We start from the raw sequence: 19822 nt of genomic DNA, 5'->3' as shown, positions 1-19822 counted from the left end.
GATGTAGTGAATTTGAGGAGGAATGGGTTATGCTTGGGCGGAAACCTTTTGAAAAAGTCATCCATGATTTTAGACATGACGAGCGTTTTCGGGATCAGATTGTATATTGGCACACAATACCTGAAAAAGAAGCAATCACAGTTCCTTTTCCAGAAGATATGGATAACCGATTGAAGGAAATGTTGAAGAAAAAAGGAATTGAACAATTATACAGTCATCAAAAAGAAGCGTTTGAATTAGCGTTAAATCATCACAACATTGTCGCTGTAACCCCGACAGCGTCGGGAAAAACGTTGTGCTACAATTTGCCTGTTTTAAACGCAATATTAAAAAACAATAACACGAGAGCATTATATCTTTTTCCGACAAAGGCGCTAGCTCAGGATCAAAAAAGCGAACTGAATGAATGGATTGAAGGAATAAAAACGGAGATAAATTGCTATACATACGATGGAGATACTTCTCCAACAATCCGTCAAAAGATTCGAAAAGCTGGTCATATTGTTATGACAAATCCTGATATGCTACATTCAGGCATTTTACCGCATCATACGAAATGGGTGTCGCTTTTTGAAAACTTAAAATATGTCGTCATCGATGAATTGCATACATATCGCGGAGTATTTGGAAGCCATGTTGCGAATGTAATCAGAAGGCTGAAGAGAATTTGCCGATTTTACGGAAGCGACGTTCAATTTATATGTACGTCGGCAACGATTGCAAATCCGTTGGAATTTGCTGAAACATTGATTGGAGAGAAAGCGGTTCTTATTGATCGAAACGGAGCCCCAAGAAGCAAAAAACATTTCATCTTTTACAATCCGCCTGTTGTTAACAAGCCTCTCAATATCCGCAGAAGCGCCATGATTGATGTAAAAGAGATTGCGAAAGAATTTTTAAAAAACGACATTCAAACGATTGTGTTTGCTAGAAGCCGGACAAGGGTTGAAATTATTTTAACGTATCTGCAAGAGATGACGAAAAAGGAATTGGGATCGAAAACGATACGCGGATATCGCGGAGGTTATTTGCCGAAGCAGCGAAGGGAAATTGAAAAAGGCCTAAGAGAGGGAAAAATTAAAGGTGTCGTCAGCACCAATGCTTTGGAGCTAGGGGTTGATATCGGTCAGCTGCAGGTTTGCATTATGACAGGATACCCCGGATCGATTGCCAGCGCGTGGCAGCAATCAGGCCGGGCGGGCAGAAGGGAAGAGGAGGCAGCAATTATTCTCGTCGGAGGATCGAGTCCATTAGATCAATATATTTTAAAGCATCCAGAATATTTGTTTGAAAAAAATCCGGAAAGTGCGATCATTCATCCAGATAACTTAATCATTCTCGTAGATCATATAAAATGTGCGGCGTTTGAGCTTCCATTTCAGTCAGGTGAAACGTTAGACGGGGTGGAGGTTGACGATATACTTGATTTTCTGAAAGAGGAAGGCGGTTCTTTACGAAAACGGAGGCAGATGGTATTGGATGAGCGATTCGTTTCCTGCACATGGGATCAGCTTGCGTTCTGCTTCTCAAGAAAATGTCGTAATTATTGACACTACAAATGGCGCAAATGTCATCGGGGAAATGGACCGATTCAGCGCCATGACGATGCTTCATGAAGAAGCGATCTATTTGCATGAAGGAAGGCAATTTCAGGTTGAAAAGCTCGATTGGGAAGAAAAAAAAGCATATGTTTCTGAAGTCAATGTTGACTATTTTACGGATGCGAACCTAGCTGTTCAATTAAAGGTGCTTGAGGTGGATCAGGAAAAGGAAAGCAAGAGCATGGAGATTGGATTTGGAGATGTCATGGTGCTTGCCCAACCGACGATATTTAAAAAAATCAAATTCGGCACACATGAGAACATTGGTTCTGGTCCTATTCATCTGCCAGAGGAAGAGCTTCATACAACAGGTGCTTGGATTAGCTTTAAAAATGACGTTTTTTCTGTTTTATCGGAACAACAAATGGAAAAAGCTTTAGTCGGTATCAGCCATGCTTTAAAATATGTGAGTGCTCTTGCAGCAATGTGCGATCCAAACGATCTTGACGTTGTATTTCAAGTGAAATCCATTCACAACGGAAAACCGACCATCTATTTGTATGACCGATATCCAGGCGGAGTTGGGCTGGCGAAGAAAGTATTTGATGAGTTTGAATGCTTGCTTGAAAGAACGGAAGAAATGGTAACAAACTGTAAATGCGATGATGGCTGCCCTTCCTGCATCGGTCTTGATGGAGAATCGAGCGGAAGAAAGGAAGCGGCGCTTCGGCTGCTTCAATATATAAAGAAAGGACAGATTCTATGTCCATAAAACAAAAATTAAACAGATTAAAAAATCATATTGTTCATGAAGACGTATTGAAAAAGGAACAGGATATAGAGATTCCATACTTAAAACGCTGGGAAAGCGTTGGAGTCAAGCCGTTTTTCTTTGATGGCCAATATATTCTCATCCGTGAAGTAGAATATCCGCTCAATTATCGCCATGGATTGTATGAATTGAGCGAAGTAATTGATGTTGTAGATTACTGGAATGACAATGAAATGGAGCATCCGCTGTCAGCAAAAGGGCATAAACCTTATGAACTTTTCTTTTTCGATACGGAAACGACTGGTTTGAAGGGCGGAGCAGGCAATATGATCTTTTTACTTGGATTTGCGCGGATATTATTCGATAAAGTGGTGATCAAACAGCTTTTTTTGCCTGCTCCTGGCCATGAGGTTGCTTTATATCAACGGTTTTTAAGTGAAGTAAATATAAAAACATTAGTCACATACAATGGAAAAGCATTTGATTGGCCTCAAGTGAAAACGAGGCATACTCTCATTCGCAATATGGTGCCGCAATTGCCTGAGTACGGCCATTTTGATTTATATCATGCAGCTAGACGTCTCTGGAAAAATAGCTTGGAGTCGGTAAAATTATCAAATGTTGAAAAAGATAATTTTGCAAGTGAACCGAAAGGAAGATACTCCCGGCTATTTAGCGCCGATCCTTTACCATCATTTTTTGAAAGATCCAAATCCTGATAGTGTGATCGGAATTTTTCAGCATAATGAGATGGATATTCTCTCCTTAATTTCACTTTATATTCATTTGTCAAAAAAGCTTTTATTTCCCGATGACAACCATGATGATAAAGAACTGTTTGAAATGGCAAGATGGTTTCAAGCTCAAGGAAATGAAAAGCTTGCTTATTTTTCATATGCGAAAATAAACGAGCAGTCAAGCAGCCTTCACCTCAAGGCAAAATTTGAAATGGCAATGCTGGCAAAACGAAACGGACGTTTGGATGAGGCAGTGAAACTATGGAGCGAAATTAAAAAACATGGACAAGGCTTTTTGAAAATAAAAGCTTTAGTCGAACTGGCCAAATTTTATGAGCATTATGAAAAAAATATTGATGCTGCATATATGGACACAAACGAAGCGATTCAAATTTTGAAACAGCTGGAAAGAATGGGAGTATCCAAACATTCAACACAAAAAGAAGAGCTGCTGAAAAGAAAATGGAGGCTGGAAAAGAAAAAAAATAAGTTGGAAGATTTGGAAGAAAGATGAAACAATTACTCGATCACAACCGTCTAATATAAGGATTTGTTAAAAGGAATAGATGCCGGCGGCAACATATTTTGGTATTATATTCGAGTAAAAACGGCATCGCCTATTAGATGCTTTTTCTGTCAAATATAAAAAAAAGAGAAAGATTGACTAGCAAGACCTTCCATCGAACAAGAAGGTCTTTCTCTTTCAAATTTTTAATATAGTGCCTTAATCAATCGGTTATGAAGGAAATGCCTATACATGATAAATATCGCGCCTGCTTTTTTTTGAAAATAGGTATTTGAATTAGTACATGTACACTTTTATATTCATAGGCTAGTATTGTAAAAATAATAAATAGGAAGGAGTTATATAATATGAAATGCAGACCGAATGTTCTTCAGCCGATTGTTCATCCGACGAAATGCTGCGTCAATCATACACATTCAACAACAATCGTTCCTCATATCCATCCAATTCATACAACAAATGTTAATCATCAAATGTATCAACATTTGCATTATTTCCCGCATACTCAATCTGCGGTAAATAACGTGTCACATCAACATTTTCAGTGCATGGGACCTGGTCCGTTTCCGAGATAATCTTTGAGAAGGGGCTGAGTAACCAGCTCCTTCCGTTTATAATCATTATTTTTAAACCTCTGAAGGCTTCATTTTTTTCCATAATAGGATGGAGACATGTTATTACCATAAAGAATAAATTGACATTAATCAGGAAGTTTGAAAAAATATAGCCTAGGAGGACTTCTGACGATTGAGGTGAACCGAGTTGATTTCAGATAAAATTAGATTAACGGCGAAAGAAATTTTGGAAAAAGAGTTTAAAACTTCGATGCGCGGTTATAAACAAGAAGAAGTTGATAAATTTTTAGATATTATCATTAAAGATTACGAAACGTTTTACCAGGAGATTGAACAGTTGCGGCAGGAAAATATGCGGCTGAAAAAGCAGCTCGAAGAAGCATCGAAAAAACAACCGACGATGCAGGCGAATACAACGAACTTTGACATTTTGAAGCGTTTATCGAATTTAGAAAAACATGTATTTGGAAGCAAATTATATGAATAATGTTCATGGATGCCACTTGAATTTTTTATTCATTTTCACTATACTACATAATGCGGTTTAGCATAACGTTCGGGTAATCGCTGCAACGGATCATCCGTTGTAGAGGAAAGTCCATGCTCGCACGGTGCTGAGATGCCCGTAGTGTTCGTGCCTAGCGAAACCATAAGCTAGGGCAGCCTTTTCGGCTGACGGCGGGGAACGTGCCTAAGCTATTGATTAGTATGGCACTATTACCCTGAAAGTGCCACAGTGACGTAGTCTTGCGAGAAATCGCAAGAGTGGAACGCGGTAAACCCCACGAGCGAGAAACCCAAATGATGGTAGGGGCACCTTCTCTGAGGAAATGAACGAGGAGAAGGACAGAAGGGCTAAAACCCTTCTGTAGATAGATGATTACCACCCATGTACAAGCTGCATGGGGACAAAACATGGCTTACAGAACGTTATGGAATAAACCGCAATTTTTCGTGCTCTCCATTTGGAGAGCTTTTATTTTCTTAAAAAGACAGGTGAAAAAATGAGCAAACGGTTTACATTGATTGCAACAGCTGCAATGGGAATTGAAGCGATTGTTGCATCAGAAGTGCGCAATCTAGGATATACATGCAAAGTGGAAAACGGAAAAGTAACGTTTGAAGGCGATGAACTGGCGATTTGCCGAGCGAATTTATGGCTTAGAACGGCTGATCGAGTGAAATTAAAAGTGGCTGAATTTCCGGCGACGACATTTGAAGAACTGTTTGAAAAAACGAAAGCCATTGATTGGGCGGAATTTTTGCCTGAAAACGCTCAATTTCCTGTCATCGGAAAATCGGTGAAATCAAAACTGGCAAGTGTTTCTGACTGCCAGAAAATTGTGAAAAAAGCAATAGTTGAAAAATTGAAGCAGCAGTACCGAAAAACGACCGATTGGTTAGAAGAGACAGGGGCGGTTTACAAGATTGAGATCTCTTTACATAAAGACATTGCTACACTGACCATTGATACGAGCGGAGACGGCCTCCATAAACGAGGATACCGCGCTCGAAAAGGAAATGCCCCTTTAAAAGAAACGCTCGCCGCTGCACTTATTTTGCTAACGAATTGGACTCCTGACAGACCTTTCTTTGATCCATTTTGTGGTTCAGGTACGATTCCGATTGAAGCGGCGTTAATTGGGCAAAATATCGCGCCCGGCTTCAATAGAGATTTTATTTCAGAGCAATGGGACTGGATCGGCAAGGATGTATGGAGAAGGGCAAGAGAAGAAGCAGAGGATTTAGCTAAATATGATGTTCGCCTCGACTGCATCGGGACGGATATTGATCATAAAATGATTGAGATTTCAAAAGAAAATGCCATGGAGGCCGGGCTTTCGGATGTCATTACTTTTAAGCAAATGCAAGTTAAAGATTTACGTACAGTGAAGGAATTTGGGGTAATAGTCGGGAATCCACCGTATGGTGAGCGACTCGGAGAACGAGAAGAAGTGGAGCAATTATATAAGGAAATGGGGAAAACATTCTCGCTGTTAGATACTTGGTCGATTTACATTTTGACTAGCAATAAAAGCTTTGAACAGTTTTACGGAAAAAAGGCGACAAAAAAACGGAAACTTTTTAATGGGTTTATCGAAACGCACTATTATCAGTATTGGGGACCTAAACCGCCCAAAAGAGCATAAATAATACCAGCTCTGCATAAATTAAAATGGATAAAATTTATACGGGGTTGGTTGATTTATGACAAAGGAAGAATATGCGATTATTTCTCGCGCATTAAAAAATACGTATACTGCGTTGGTAGAAAGAGGTTCAACAGAAAAAGCGCTCAGTCAAATCTTTGAAGCGGAAGGGCAATTGAAAAAGGCTATTTTTCACGGATCTCTTTCCGTTCGAGAGAAACGGCTTCCCTGAAAATGGGAAGTTTTTTCTGTTTTTAAATGATTTCGTTTCAACCGAGTCAATCGCTTATGCTTCAAACCTTACCGCTCGCTTCCTGCAAAAGCGAGGTTGACATGATTCTAATTGAATCGCGCGCTGCCAGAAAAGATATTGACGTTATGCGTAATAAGTGAAATAATTTTACTCTATGAATAATCACGGAGGTTGGAGTCATGATGTTTCAAGGTTTACCTTTCCCGCTGACAAAAAATGAAAGCTTTTATGAAGCGTTAAACAAATGGATCGGAGATGTTCTGTATGATATTTTGCCTGAAAAAGGCTTTGAATTGCGTGACGAACAAATTTTTATGGCTTTCCAGCTTGACAGAGCTTTTAAAGAAAAGAAAGTTATGTTTGCGGAAGCGGGAGTAGGGACAGGAAAAACGATTGTTTATTTGCTTTATGCGATTGCATATGCGCGATATACCGGAAGACCTGCCGTCATTGCCTGTGCGGACGAAGCTCTAATTGAACAGCTTGTCAAAAAACAAGGGGATATAAAAAAGCTTGAAGAAGCTCTAGGCCTAAAAGTGGATGTGCGATTGGCAAAATCGATGAACCAATATTTATGTTTGGACAAGCTTGAGGATTTGCTTGGAATGGACGATGATGAGGACTTTTTTGATCTTTATGAATCTCTCCCTGAATTCGTGCATGATCAGAGCGGATTGCAATCTTACTATCATTATGGAGACCGGAAGCAATACCCGTTTTTTTCCGATGAAAAATGGGAAAAAATCAGCTGGGATCCTTTTAAAAACTGTTTGTCATGCAGCAAAAGACATCGGTGCGGCTTAATTCTTTCCCGCGATTATTATCGGAAGGCGAAGGATTTAATCGTTTGCTCCCATGATTTTTATATGGAGCATATTTGGACGAAAGAATCCCGGAAACGCGAAGGACAGCTCCCGCTTCTCCCAGAGCACAGCTGCGTCGTGTTTGATGAAGGCCATTTATTAGAATTTGCGGCTCAAAAGGCACTTACGTATCAAGTGAAAAAAGAAACGCTAGCAGCATATTTAGAAAAAATTTTAAAGAACAACATTCGTGAACAACTTGCTGAAATGGTCGAAGAAGCGCTTTTAGCGAACGATCATTTTTTTCATATGCTGTTTAAAAGTGCACATCAAAAGGAAGGCTCCAATCGGATGACAATCACGAGAACAGACGATTTGTTAGAAGCGGCCGGAAATTTGTACGAACGATTGAATCAGCTGTCTGAAGCTTTAGTTTTTGAAAGTGAACTATATACCATTGATGAATATAGCTTAAAGATTGTGGAAGAATACCTTGATCAAATGGAATTTTCTTTTCGCTTGTTTTTACAATTTGACAACACAATTACCTGGCTTGAACAAAACGTCGCGTCATCTTCTTTTGTGATCATGCCGCAAAGGATAGAAGATATTTTAAAAGAAAAAGTGTTTTCTCATAAAATACCTTATATCTTTTCATCAGCCACTTTATCGGATCAAAACGGATCGTTTGCTTATTTGGCGAATAGCCTTGGTATAAAAGATTATCTATCATTCTCCGTTTCCTCTCCTTTTGACTATGAAAAAAATATGAAAGTGTTTGTAAAAAAAGGTACGAGCGAGGAAAAATTGAACTGGACGGAATCTGTCATAAAATCAAACAAAGGGCGCACGTTAATTTTATGCAGAACGAAAGAGGAGCTGCTTTTCTTAAAAAAACATTTACCAAGCTTTTGGCATTCATGTTTATTTGAAGGAGATTATGAAATCAGCGAATTAGTGGCATCTTTTGAAAGAGATCCGGAAACCGTTTTGTGCGCTGTGCATTTATGGGAGGGGCTTGACGTTCCAGGACCGTCGCTTGAACATGTGATCATTTGGTCGCTGCCATTCCCGCCGGATGATCCTGTATTTGATGCGAAACGAAAATCCGCAACAGATCCTTTTTATGAAGTGGATCTTCCGTATATGATACTGCGGCTGAAGCAAGGAGTTGGACGCCTCCTTCGCACGAAAGATGACCATGGTACTGTAACGATTTTTATCAGCAAAGATGAGGGAGAAAATATTGTTTCGGAGGTCGTAAAAGCGTTGCCTGTCAAACCGAGCTGAAATATATTTTCAATTGGAAGAAGGGGATGATCAAAATGGGCTTAAAAGAAAAAGAACAAAAATTTTTCGATTACTTAAAGAAAATGGAAAGCTATGAAGAAGCATTAAATTTAATGTATTGGGATTTACGGACGGGTGCGCCGAAAAATGGATTGGAGCGGCGAGCTGAAACAATCGGCATTCTTTCTGAAGAGTGGTTCCAGATGTCCGTTTCAGATACTATGAAAGAGTTTCTTGATGAATTAACAGAAAAACATGTTTATGACAATCTCTCTTCGGTGACAAAGAAAGCTCTTCAGGAATGCAGAGAGGAGTATGAAAAAAACATTAAGATTCCGAAAGAGGAATATAAAGAATATGTCATTCTCCAATCAAAAAGCGAATCAGTTTGGGAAGAAGCGAAAGCAAATGCAGATTTCAATCAGTTTGCTCCTTATTTAGAAAAATTAATAGAATTCAATAAAAAGTTTATTTCCTATTGGGGCTATCAGGGACATAAATATAATACGCTCCTTCATTTGTATGAACCAGGAATAACTGTGGAGACGCTTGACAAGGTTTTTGCAGAGCTTAAAAAACATATCGTCCCATTAGTACAACAAATTGTACAATCATCAAAAAAAATCGACGTTTCGTTTTTGCACAAACCGTTTCCGAAAGAAAAACAGCGAAAGTTTTCCGAATATATTTTAAAGGAAATAGGCTACAATTTTGATGCCGGCCGCCTTGATGAAACCGTCCATCCTTTTGAAATTCGAATGAACCGGGGCGATGTTCGAATTACAACAAAGTATGATGAAACAGATTTTCGAACGGCCGTTTTCGGAACCATTCATGAAGCCGGACATGCGATTTATGAGCAAAACATTAATGAAGAACTGGAAGGAACTCCTCTTGCTGACGGCGCTTCAATGGGGATTCATGAATCTCAATCATTATTTTATGAAAATTTAATTGGGCGAAACTATCATTTCTGGAAGCGATATTACAACCAACTTAAAACGTATGCTCCAAACCAATTTACTGGGGTTTCTTTAAATGATTTTTACAGAGCGATCAATGAAGTTAAACCTTCGCTGATCCGTATTGAAGCAGATGAATTGACATATTGTCTTCATATCATTGTACGCTATGAAATAGAAAAATTGCTGTTTGAAGGAAATTTGGATGTGTCTGATCTTCCAAAAGTTTGGAATGATAAATATAGCGAATATTTAGGTATTGCTCCAGATCATGATGGAAACGGGGTGCTTCAAGATGTTCATTGGGCGGGAGGAAGCTTTGGCTATTTCCCTTCATATGCTTTAGGATATATGTATGCAACGCAATTGATGCAAAAAATGGAGCAGGATCTTTCGAATGTTGAAGAACTTATTGAAAACGGAGAATTTCAGCAAATTCAAAGCTGGCTGACAAAACATGTTCATCTATATGGCAAAATGAAAAAACCGCTGGAAATATTAAAGGATGCGACTGGCGAATCGTTGAATCCGGCATATTTTATTCAGTATTTAGAAAAGAAATATAAAGACATTTACAGTCTTGATTAATAGATTCGTTTGGAAAACTTCCCATCAGCAATCAGGGAAAAAATTGTTTCGATTTTTAAAATGACATCCCACTTTATTAAAAAAAATAAAAGATGGCGGATATCAGCTCTTTCGCCGATTTCCGCCATCATCAATTCTAAAGGCTTTAGACAGAGCCTTTTAATCATTCGAAGCTTTTGCCCGGCCTGCAAGAAGAACAAAATAGCACAACAGCCCGAACAAGCAGGAAATAAATAAAGCATGTGCCAAGGCAAGATAAAGATTTAAATCAGACAAGATCACGGATATGCCGGATAACGCTTGGAGAAGAATGAGAATGAAAGCAAGAATCCAACCCCAATACATCACTTTTTGATCTTTATAATGTTTTATCGCATGAATAGTGGCAACCGCAATCCAAATAAACAGCAAGCCTGCTGCAAAGCGGTGGCCCATTTGCACCCATTCATGGACGGTTTGCGGGAACAAGCGATTTTCGCTGCAAAAAGGAATGCTTGGACAAGCTAGACTTGCGCCTTTATGCCGAACATATGCACCTGTGTAAATGACAATATAACTGTAAGTAATAATGCCATAAATATGAAATCGCATTTTTTTCCCAATGACAGCATTATCTGCGTCAAATTTTTTATCAACTTCAAAAATCAGCAGAGTAAGCAGCAAAACAGCTGCAAATGAAATGAGGGAAATTCCAAAATGAAGTGCAAGAACGGCATCGGATTGCCCCCATACGACAGCTGCAGCACCGATTAGCGCCTGCAAAACAATAAAAAAGATGGCCAGAAAACAAAGCAGCTTTGTTTCTTTTTTATGCCCGATCGCTTTCCAAGCCCAAATAACAAGACATAAAACAAGGATTCCTGCAATTCCGCTCACTAGTCGGTGTGAAAGTTCAATGATTGTTTCTAATGTCAAAGGGTCTGGAAGAACTTTTCCGTGGCAAAGCGGCCAAGACCGGCCGCATCCTTGAGATGATCCTGTTTTTGTTACGAGTGCTCCGCCAATTAAAACGAATAGCATGACGATTGTTGTCACGACGCCAAGCCACTTTAATAAATAGTGCATGTCTCATTCACCTTCTAACATCTTTAATAAGTTTAAAAAGCCGAAAGAAACTCCATAATGGGTATAGAAACATCAAACTTCGAAACAAATAGTTTCTTGTAGAATCAGAAAAAGCTTGAATATTCAAAAGGAGTTTGCTAGAAATATTATGGGGAAGGCATTTTGCCGAAACGTTCGACCAACTATTATTATAATCGGAAAATATTTTATTTTTAACCGCTTCACAATTTCGACAAACTTTATTCGCGAAATGTACACAAAAAATTGACGAATTATGGTTTAATACTATATGAATGCTTTTTTGTCTCGTGTTTTTTTTATATGATAGAGGCAAACGCTAAATGGTCTCAGATAGGAGGCCGTCCCAGAGGAGGTCATTCAATTGGGTAATACAAGGGGCGAAGTTGTTTTAAACGATCGGCAAGAAATAGAAGTGGCAACTTCCGCTTGGAAAGATTTTTTATCATTAATTAAAATCGGAATCGTCAACTCCAATTTAATCACCACTTTTACCGGAATATGGTTGGCATTATATTTCAGCGGTAAAGGTTTTCTTGAAAATATAGATATTGTTGTGTTTACATTGCTTGGAACAGCAGCTATTATTGCTGGATCTTGCGCAATCAACAATTTTTATGACAGAGATATTGACCATGTAATGGAAAGAACAAGATTACGCCCAACCGTAACGGGCCGTATAAGCTCGTTTCAAGTATTGCTGCTGGGGACCGGCTTCATTTCCATTGGAACGATTTTGCTTCTAATGGTTTCTGTTTCCGCAGCCGTCATTGGTTTGTTAGGCGTGTTTTCCTACATAGTGCTATACACGATGTGGACAAAACGCCAATATACGATCAATACGGTAGTCGGCAGCATCGCTGGAGCTGTTCCGCCGCTGATTGGATGGGCTGCAGTTGATGATTTAAATATCATTGCATGGATTTTATTTCTAATCATGTTTATTTGGCAGCCGCCTCATTTCTTGGCACTTGCGATGAAGCGTTCGGAAGAATACCGTAAAGCTGGAATTCCGATGCTTCCAGTTGTTCATGGCTTTGAGGTGACGAAAAGACAAATCATTGTTTGGGTTGCCTGCTTGCTGCCCCTTCCTTTTTATTTGTTTAGCCTAGGCATTGGCTTCATCGTTTTGGCTACTGTATTGAACATTATTTGGTTGATTTTGTCATTAATTGGACTGAAAATGAAAAATGATTTAAAATGGTCTAAGTGGATGTTTATCTATTCAATTAACTATTTAACCATTTTGTTTGTGGCTATGGTTGCCTTTTCAATAATTTAACGTTCGGTAGTAATTCTTTCTAGATAAGAATTTATTCATAGAAGGAATTCTTCATTTTTTCTTTATGAACAGGATTTAACAAAGAAAGAGGGGTTTGATTTAGCGATGAAAAAGCTGAAATGGCGTCTTTTGTTACTACTTTCAGTCATGACGCTCGTATTGTCAGGCTGCGGCGAACCGTTTATTTCCACGCTGATTCCAGCTGGAGAAGTTGCCGATGAACAATTTTCGCTCATGATGTTGAGTACGGCAATCATGGTGATTGTTGTTGCAGTCGTAACGATTATTTTTATTTATGTCTTAATGAAATTCCGCCGGAAAGGAAGCGATAAAATTCCGGTACAAGTGGAAGGAAGCCATAAGCTTGAAATCATTTGGACTGTTATTCCTATATTATTGCTGATTGTATTGGCAGTTCCGGTAGTTGCTTCCACCTTTAATTTGGCGGATACCGACCCAATGAAAAAAGCGTTGGCAGATGATAAAAATGGAGGAAAAGATCCTCTTGTTGTCAATGTAAGAGCAAGTTTGTATTGGTGGGAATTTGAATATCCTGGCTATGGAGTCATTACAAGCCAAGATTTAGTCTTGCCGACAGATGAAAAAGTTTATTTTAACTTAAAAGCATCAGATGTGAAGCACTCATTCTGGATTCCTCCAGTTGGTGGTAAAATCGATACAAACACAGATAATGAGAACCAGTTCTGGTTAAAAATTGATTCAAAACGTGCGAAGGAAGCTGAAAACATTTTTTACGGGAAATGTGCTGAATTATGCGGACCATCTCACGCATTGATGGACTTTAAAGTGAAGGCGGTTTCCCGAGATGAATTTAATTCTTGGATTAATAAAATGAAAAATTTCAAAGCTGAAACTGTTGCTCAAACAGCGTCTGCAAAACAGGGAGAACAAGTGTTCAAAGATAAAGGCTGTATCGGCTGCCATGCAGTATCACCAGCTGATAACCGACCTGAACAAGCACGAACGGCACCTAACTTAGCTAACTTTGCTGATCGTGAACGAGTAGCCGGCATCTTGGAACACAATGAAGAAAATATTAAAAACTGGTTGAAAGATCCTGAAAAATATAAACCTGGCAACACAATGACAGGCACATACGGTAAGTTGACTGAAGAAGAACTTCAAGCATTAACAGATTATTTACAAAGCCTATCAGTTGAAAAGTAATGCTCACTAATTATAAAAGGGAGGTTACATCGTGAGTACGTTAGCTCGGAAAAAAGGGTTCTGGCCAACGGTTTGGGACTATTTGACAACTGTTGACCATAAAAAGATTGCCATCCTTTATTTAATCGCTGGAGGACTCTTTTTTGTAATTGGTGGAATTGAAGCGCTTTTGATGCGTATTCAATTGGCCATTCCAGAAAATGACTTTGTCAGTGCAGGTACGTTTAACGAATTGATGACAATGCACGGTACAACGATGATATTTTTAGCAGCTACGCCGTTATTGTTTGCATATATGAACGCAGTTGTTCCACTCCAAATTGGGGCTCGTGACGTTGCGTTTCCGTTTTTGAATTCTTTAGGCTTTTGGTTGTTTTTCTTTGGCGGTGTTTTCTTAAATTTAAGCTGGTTTTTAGGCGGGGCACCTGATGCTGGCTGGACGGCATACGCTTCAGTGGCCTTGAATTCTCCTGGACATGGAGTAGACTTTTATATACTAGGGCTGCAAATTTCCGGATTAGGAACATTAATTTCCGGGATCAATTTTCTTGTTACGATTATTAATATGCGTGCACCCGGAATGACATACATGCGGATGCCATTGTTTACATGGACTACTTTTGTAGCATCAGGACTTATTTTGTTTGCGTTCCCACCGCTGACTGTTGGAATTGCGCTTTTAATGTTTGACCGTTTATTTGGCGGGAACTTTTTCAATCCGGCTTTAGGCGGGAATACGATCATTTATGAACATATTTTCTGGATTTTTGGACATCCTGAAGTTTACATTTTAGTTTTGCCGGCATTCGGAATTTTTTCAGAAATTATTCCAACTTTTGCTCGGAAAAGATTGTTTGGGTACACATCAATGGTGTTTGCAACAGTGTTGATCGGATTTTTAGGATTCATGGTGTGGGCGCACCACATGTTTACAACAGGTCTTGGTCCGATTGCCAATGCGATTTTTGCAGTTGCAACTATGACAATTGGTGTGCCGACAGGAATTAAAGTGTTTAACTGGCTCTTTACAATGTGGGGCGGAAGCATCCGCTTTACAACACCGATGCTTTATGCAGTCGGTTTTATTCCATCATTTGTTATGGGTGGTGTAACTGGAGTCATGCTCGCTGCTGCTCCAGCCGATTATCAATACCACGATACTTACTTTGTTGTTGCACACTTCCACTACGTAATTGTTGGTGGTGTTGTATTTGCTATTTTGGCTGCTGCCCATTATTGGTGGCCAAAGATGTTTGGAAAAATGTTAAATGAGACGCTTGGTAAAATAACATTTGTATTATTTTTCATCGGTTTCCATTTAACGTTCTTTATCCAGCATTTCCTTGGTTTAATGGGTATGCCGCGCCGCGTGTTCACATTCTTATCAGGCCAAGGCTTTGATACTGGAAACTTGATCAGTACAATAGGTGCGGTTCTGATGGGGATAGCAGTAGTCGTTCTCTTGATCAATGTTGTGGTTACTTCTGTGAAGGGAGAAAAAGTAGGTGCAGATCCTTGGGAAGATGGACGTTCACTAGAGTGGGCAGTTGCATCACCTCCACCTGAATACAACTTTAAACAAACTCCGCTTGTTCGCGGATTAGATCCTTTATGGATTGAAAAAATGGAGGGCAAAAAAGGCTTAACACCTGCTGAACCGCTAAGCGATATTCATATGCCGAACTCTTCAATCTTGCCTTTTATTATTTCAATAGGCTTATTCATTGCCGCTTTCGGCCTCATGTACCACAATGACTATTCGTGGGGTGTGCCGGTTGCTATTATCGGCTTTATCATTACGTTCGGTACGATGTTTTTACGCTCGATTATTGATGACCATGGATACCATATTCATAAAGAAGACCTTTTAAAAGATGATAATGGGGGGGTTCAGGCATAATGCATGTAGAAGAAAAATTAACGGCTGAAACGTTTCCTGAGCAGCCAGAAAAGGCCACCCTCGAAGGGAAAAATAAGTTTATTGGTTTTTGGGTTTTCTTAGGCGGCGAAACAGTATTGTTTGCCACGTTGTTTGCTACGTTTCTAGCGTTGAGAGATTCCACCGCTGGCGGGGCCTCAACGCAGGAGCTCTTTGACATCAAATTAGTATTTGTAGCGACAATGCTTTTATTAACAAGCAGTTTGACAAGCGTCTATGCAATTTATCATATGAAAAACTTTCAATTTGGCAAAATGCAGTTCTGGTTTGGAGTCACCGTTTTATTAGGTCTTGCGTTCTTAATTTTGGAAATTTATGAATTTAATCATTACATGCATGAATTTGAATTTAAGTTGACAAGCAGTGCGCTTGGTTCAGCCTTTTACACGCTAGTAGGAACACACGGTGCACACGTTGCCTTTGGGCTTCTCTGGATCACAACGCTGATGATTCGAAATGCAAAACGCGGATTAAACTTATACAACGCTCCTAAATATTACGTCGCAAGCCTTTATTGGCACTTTATCGACGTTGTTTGGGTATTTATATTCACAGTTGTATACTTAATGGGAATGGTGGGATAACGATGGTGAGTGAAAATTCTCGTAACCCAAAAGTTGATTTAGCGTTTCGCCGTAAAAAAAATGCGGAAGAAATGAAGCACCAAGTCGTTTCATTTGCGTTAATGATCTTTTTAACGATTGTAGCTTTTATTACAGTAGGATATGATGGAATCGACGAATGGTTGAAAGTTCCATTTATTGTACTGCTTGCATGCATTCAAGTCATTTTCCAGCTATATTATTTCATGCATATGAATCATAAAGGACATGAAGGACCACAGTTTTTCATATGGTCAGGTATTTTTGTCACATTTCTGACGGTTCTTGCCTTTATGACAATTGTCTGGTGGTAAAATACTCTTTATGGAAGCAATCAGTTTTAACTGGTTGCTTCTTTTTTTAAAGGCAATATAAATCTGCTTGCTGAAAGAAATGCAAATTCATAGAACGTTCATTGAAAAAAGAAAAGGAAAGCATGTATAATGAAATGGAATCGACTAGATCGATGATTGAAAGGATTGATTCAGTTGAGTTTAGATATATTTGGCTTTCGCGCTATGTGGAGTCCGCTGTTTTTTATATTTTGTGTTATTTTAATTGTGCTTTACTTATTATTAACCGATTCGCTTCGTCACTATTTTAAAAATTCTGAACCGGTCAGCCTAAAACAAAAATTAGTGTTTATATTGGCAATCGTTCTCCTTTATGTCAGCAAAGGAAGCCCGCTTGATTTGCTGGGGCACATTACATTTACAGGGCATATGGCTTCAATGGCAATTTTGTTTTTAATCGTAGCACCGCTTTTGATTATCGGCGTTCCTGAATGGTTATGGAAGGCTGTTATGGAAAAGCCGGTCATAAAACCTGTTGTAAAATTTTTCACTAAACCGATATTGGCTATGATTTTGTTTAATTTATTTTTTTCCTTGTATCATGTGCCGTTTATTTTCGATACATTAAAATCAAATTATATTTATCATGAGGCGGCTACTACTTTTATTTTCGTTTTTGCCTTTTTTATGTATTGGCCATTGATTGGAAAAAGTCCAAATTGGCATCCAATTGGGGGTCTGAAAAAAATTGCCTACATTTTAGGAAACAGCGTTTTAATCACACCAGCCTGCGGTTTAATCATTTTTGCAGGTGCGCCGCTGTTTGAAACATATTCGAATCCGGAGGCGTGGGTAAAGACTTTAAGCTTATGTGTTCCTTCTGATACGTTGGCTGGGTTGTCTTTGTCAGGCCCGCAAATGTTTAGCGGAATGCCGCTGCTTGAGGATCAGCAGCTTGGCGGCATTATTATGAAAGTGATCCAAGAGCTTGTGTACGGAACATTTTTAGCTCATGTATTTTTTGAATGGGCGAAAAAAGAGAGAGAAAAAGACGACATCGATGTGCAAAATTTGTCTCCTGAACCAAATAAATAAAAAAAACTGCAGGTGATTTGCCTGCAGTTTTTCAAACAGTTAAGCTTTCAATCGCTTCTTTTGCCCGCTTTAACAGTTTTTCGCTTGACTCAACGATGACGGCTGGAAAATGTTCATCCTCTCCATATTCGACACCATGAGGATAATAATGTTTCCCTAATATTGGAGTTAGCAATTTAATAAGTGCGTAGCGGCCTCCCACATCGCCTTCAATACAATATCCTTGTACTCTTAAATAAAAAACATCGCCCTTATGCTCAAATTTCTTGTCAAACGTCACACGGTCATAATCCCATTGGCCGGCAAGGATAAAACCTAATTCTGACAACGCATCCTTAAGGTGAGACAATTCCACCGTCAGCCCTTCCAGGCCGATTTGTTCAAATTTCATATGTATTTCCCTCCTAAGCGCTTCGAACAAAAAATTGATTTCTCTCTACTGTTTAATAATAGTATGAATAATTAAAACATGCAATGTTATATATATAGCATTTACACAATGTTCAAATAAAATTCGGTATTCAAATGGAGAGCGAATAAAGAAAATCGAAATTTCCCATAATAGATCAAAAAGCATAAGAGGTGTCCTCATTGAAAAAGGTAAAGGAAATTATGTCAACAAATTGTATTTTTTGCACACCGTTAGAAAATGTGTTTGAAGCGGCTGTGAAAATGAAAGAGTCAAATGCTGATGCCGTTTTAATCGTTGAAAATGATCAATTAGCAGGAATCATAACCGATCGTGATCTTGTGACAAAAGGAATTGCAGAAAAACGTCCTGGTTCTACGAAAATTACGGATGTAATGAACGGCGATGTTGTTACGATCACTCCTGATGCATCAGCAGAAGACGCAGCTGAGATGCTTGCAGCCCATCATATTCATCATTTGCCGGTTGTTGAGGATGGAAAGGTTGTTGGCATTATAACAGAACGTTGTTTTACATGATGAGAAGACAAAAACTACACCATTAAAAATGAGAGAAGTGAATTTTTCATGAAATGTTTGCAAAATTTCCCCATTTTTGATTAAAATGACTTAAAACAGAATATATAAGAAACAAAGAAAGAAGAGGGGAATTGAACTGAAAAGAGTTACAAGAATTATATTGATATTTGTAATTATTACATTAACATATATCGTATATGTCACCTTTCAAAAGGAACCAGTACTGCCTCCGGAACAGCAAAATTTTCAAGAGAAAACGGACAAAGAAATAAAAGTGGGGGAAGGAGTTATCTCATTTGTCGGAAGATCTTCCAAAGAAGTACTAAAAACTTTTGGCAAACCTGATCGGATTGATCCATCAAGATATGATTATGAATGGTGGATATACCGAGATGATTTGCAGCAATACAAGCAATTCGGTGTTTTAAACGGAAAGGTCGTTACAGTTTTTGCTATTGGAAAAGAAGTAAATGTAGATCCGTTTCAAATTGGCCAGCCGTCTACCCAAGTATTTCATATTGTCGCTCCCAATTCATTTGTCACAGCAGATATTGGTTTAAACTCATACCGGTTCGAGCTGTCGGAGGATGATCTGAATGTCAGGCCGACAGTCCGTTTGAATGATGATCTTTATGTTCAGTTGTATATGGATAAATTCACTGGAACGTTATCGAGCATTAGAGCTTTTGATGTTCAAACATTAGTAAAACAGCGTCCATATGAAGTTGTATATAGAGGCGAGCTTTTAGAGGCAGAGCCTATAACAGAGGAAGAGCAGCGGAAAATTGAATACGGGGAAGAACAACAAATTGTTGACATAACAAATGTAATTCGAACAATAAATGGTTTAAGTCCTCTTAAGCAGGAAGAAAGCACAGCGAAAGTCGCTTATTCTCACAGCAAGGAAATGAGTGAAAAAGGATATTTTTCTCATGTGTCGCCTGAGAGAGGCTCTCTTTCCGATCGTTTGACATCGGCTGGGGTTCATTTTGAAATGGCTGGAGAAAATATTGCGCATGGATATATGGATGGAATTGACGTAGTCGAAGGCTGGCTGAATAGTGAAGGACACCGAAAAACGCTTCTTGATGAACGGTTCACACATATAGGGGTAGGAGTGTATGAAAAATTTTATACGCAAAATTTTATTGCAAAGCGGGCCAAATGAAGAGGCTCGCTTTTTCATTTTATCACC

General features: G+C 38.9%; 16 protein-coding genes, 1 other RNA gene and 2 pseudogenes. 17 read left to right on the top strand and 2 right to left on the bottom strand.

What is annotated here, in order from left to right; all coding sequences use genetic code 11:
* The first annotated feature begins 29 nt into the window (after positions 1–29).
* From ACVIJU_RS12640 to ACVIJU_RS12600, 9 genes and pseudogenes are all read left to right on the top strand, one after another.
* Positions 30–2313, top strand: a pseudogene (locus ACVIJU_RS12640) (DEAD/DEAH box helicase).
* Positions 2304–3564: pseudogene (locus ACVIJU_RS12635) on the top strand (ribonuclease H-like domain-containing protein). The pseudogenes ACVIJU_RS12640 and ACVIJU_RS12635 overlap by 10 nt, the downstream one beginning before the upstream one ends.
* Positions 3565–3923: 359 nt before the next feature.
* Positions 3924–4151, top strand: coding sequence for a CotD family spore coat protein (locus tag ACVIJU_RS12630; RefSeq protein ID WP_063388536.1), 228 nt, complete (start codon positions 3924–3926; stop codon positions 4149–4151).
* A gap of 187 nt (positions 4152–4338) precedes the next feature.
* Complete coding sequence (gene gpsB, locus ACVIJU_RS12625; RefSeq protein WP_063388535.1) at positions 4339–4638, top strand: cell division regulator GpsB; 300 nt, start codon at positions 4339–4341, stop codon at positions 4636–4638.
* 65 nt (positions 4639–4703) lie between these two features.
* Positions 4704–5079, top strand: an RNA gene (gene rnpB, locus ACVIJU_RS12620) — RNase P RNA component class B.
* A gap of 76 nt (positions 5080–5155) precedes the next feature.
* A complete protein-coding gene (locus tag ACVIJU_RS12615) occupies positions 5156–6301 on the top strand; it encodes a THUMP domain-containing class I SAM-dependent RNA methyltransferase (RefSeq protein WP_456687659.1) in 1146 nt (381 codons plus the stop codon).
* A 58-nt stretch (positions 6302–6359) separates the two neighbouring features.
* On the top strand, positions 6360–6533 hold the full coding sequence (locus tag ACVIJU_RS12610; RefSeq protein ID WP_157728005.1) for a hypothetical protein: 174 nt from the start codon (positions 6360–6362) through the stop codon (positions 6531–6533).
* A 200-nt stretch (positions 6534–6733) separates the two neighbouring features.
* Positions 6734–8647 carry an ATP-dependent DNA helicase gene (locus ACVIJU_RS12605; RefSeq protein ID WP_445659558.1) on the top strand — a complete coding sequence of 638 codons (1914 nt, stop codon included), beginning with the start codon at positions 6734–6736 and terminating at the stop codon, positions 8645–8647.
* Between the two features lie 26 nt (positions 8648–8673).
* Positions 8674–10197: a carboxypeptidase M32 gene (locus ACVIJU_RS12600; RefSeq protein ID WP_063388532.1), complete on the top strand. Its 1524-nt coding sequence runs from the start codon at positions 8674–8676 to the stop codon at positions 10195–10197.
* 159 nt (positions 10198–10356) lie between these two features.
* Here the strand turns inward: ACVIJU_RS12600 and ACVIJU_RS12595 are convergent, their stop codons facing one another.
* On the bottom strand, positions 10357–11262 hold the full coding sequence (locus ACVIJU_RS12595; protein ID WP_094246107.1) for a COX15/CtaA family protein: 906 nt from the start codon (positions 11260–11262) through the stop codon (positions 10357–10359).
* A gap of 427 nt (positions 11263–11689) precedes the next feature.
* Between ACVIJU_RS12595 and cyoE the strand changes: the two genes are divergently transcribed.
* The 6 genes from cyoE (at position 11690) to ctaG (ending at position 17679) form a co-directional block, all read left to right on the top strand.
* Positions 11690–12562, top strand: coding sequence for a heme o synthase (gene cyoE / locus ACVIJU_RS12590; RefSeq protein WP_232515768.1), 873 nt, complete (start codon positions 11690–11692; stop codon positions 12560–12562).
* 105 nt (positions 12563–12667) lie between these two features.
* Positions 12668–13750, top strand: coding sequence for a cytochrome c oxidase subunit II (gene coxB / locus ACVIJU_RS12585; protein ID WP_063388529.1), 1083 nt, complete (start codon positions 12668–12670; stop codon positions 13748–13750).
* A 31-nt stretch (positions 13751–13781) separates the two neighbouring features.
* Positions 13782–15650 (top strand): cytochrome c oxidase subunit I, encoded by a 1869-nt coding sequence (ctaD, locus tag ACVIJU_RS12580; protein ID WP_063388528.1) that lies wholly within the window; start codon positions 13782–13784, stop codon positions 15648–15650.
* Positions 15650–16273, top strand: coding sequence for a cytochrome c oxidase subunit III (gene ctaE / locus ACVIJU_RS12575; protein WP_063388527.1), 624 nt, complete (start codon positions 15650–15652; stop codon positions 16271–16273). Before ctaD ends, ctaE begins: the two co-directional genes overlap by 1 nt.
* A gap of 2 nt (positions 16274–16275) precedes the next feature.
* A complete protein-coding gene (gene ctaF / locus ACVIJU_RS12570; protein WP_063388526.1) occupies positions 16276–16605 on the top strand; it encodes a cytochrome c oxidase subunit IVB in 330 nt (109 codons plus the stop codon).
* Positions 16606–16779: 174 nt separating this feature from the next.
* Positions 16780–17679 (top strand): cytochrome c oxidase assembly factor CtaG, encoded by a 900-nt coding sequence (gene ctaG / locus ACVIJU_RS12565; RefSeq protein ID WP_063388525.1) that lies wholly within the window; start codon positions 16780–16782, stop codon positions 17677–17679.
* A gap of 31 nt (positions 17680–17710) precedes the next feature.
* Here ctaG and ACVIJU_RS12560 read toward each other — a convergent pair whose 3' ends face one another.
* Complete coding sequence (locus ACVIJU_RS12560) at positions 17711–18070, bottom strand: YugN family protein (protein WP_063388524.1); 360 nt, start codon at positions 18068–18070, stop codon at positions 17711–17713.
* 200 nt (positions 18071–18270) lie between these two features.
* On the opposite strand from ACVIJU_RS12560, the gene ACVIJU_RS12555 reads away from it, so the two are divergent.
* Positions 18271–18627 (top strand): CBS domain-containing protein, encoded by a 357-nt coding sequence (locus ACVIJU_RS12555; protein WP_063388523.1) that lies wholly within the window; start codon positions 18271–18273, stop codon positions 18625–18627.
* 136 nt (positions 18628–18763) lie between these two features.
* A complete protein-coding gene (locus tag ACVIJU_RS12550) occupies positions 18764–19795 on the top strand; it encodes a CAP domain-containing protein (RefSeq protein WP_066251847.1) in 1032 nt (343 codons plus the stop codon).
* Positions 19796–19822: the final 27 nt, after the last annotated feature.

This window comes from Aeribacillus sp. SP014 (assembly GCF_054055575.1).
This window is presented reverse-complemented; position numbering and strand designations above follow the sequence as displayed.

What these genes read in the sequence shown, in the direction of transcription:
- ctaF (WP_063388526.1), top strand. Translation starts at nt 16,276, where the DNA reads ATGGTGAGTGAAAATTCTCGTAACCCAAAAGTTGATTTAGCGTTTCGC.
- ACVIJU_RS12595 (WP_094246107.1), bottom strand. Translation starts at nt 11,262, where the DNA reads ATGCACTATTTATTAAAGTGGCTTGGCGTCGTGACAACAATCGTCATG.
- ACVIJU_RS12630 (WP_063388536.1), top strand. Translation starts at nt 3,924, where the DNA reads ATGAAATGCAGACCGAATGTTCTTCAGCCGATTGTTCATCCGACGAAA.
- ACVIJU_RS12560 (WP_063388524.1), bottom strand. Translation starts at nt 18,070, where the DNA reads ATGAAATTTGAACAAATCGGCCTGGAAGGGCTGACGGTGGAATTGTCT.
- ACVIJU_RS12600 (WP_063388532.1), top strand. Translation starts at nt 8,674, where the DNA reads ATGATCAAAATGGGCTTAAAAGAAAAAGAACAAAAATTTTTCGATTAC.
- ACVIJU_RS12610 (WP_157728005.1), top strand. Translation starts at nt 6,360, where the DNA reads ATGACAAAGGAAGAATATGCGATTATTTCTCGCGCATTAAAAAATACG.
- coxB (WP_063388529.1), top strand. Translation starts at nt 12,668, where the DNA reads ATGAAAAAGCTGAAATGGCGTCTTTTGTTACTACTTTCAGTCATGACG.
- ctaE (WP_063388527.1), top strand. Translation starts at nt 15,650, where the DNA reads ATGCATGTAGAAGAAAAATTAACGGCTGAAACGTTTCCTGAGCAGCCA.
- ACVIJU_RS12615 (WP_456687659.1), top strand. Translation starts at nt 5,156, where the DNA reads ATGAGCAAACGGTTTACATTGATTGCAACAGCTGCAATGGGAATTGAA.
- ACVIJU_RS12605 (WP_445659558.1), top strand. Translation starts at nt 6,734, where the DNA reads ATGATGTTTCAAGGTTTACCTTTCCCGCTGACAAAAAATGAAAGCTTT.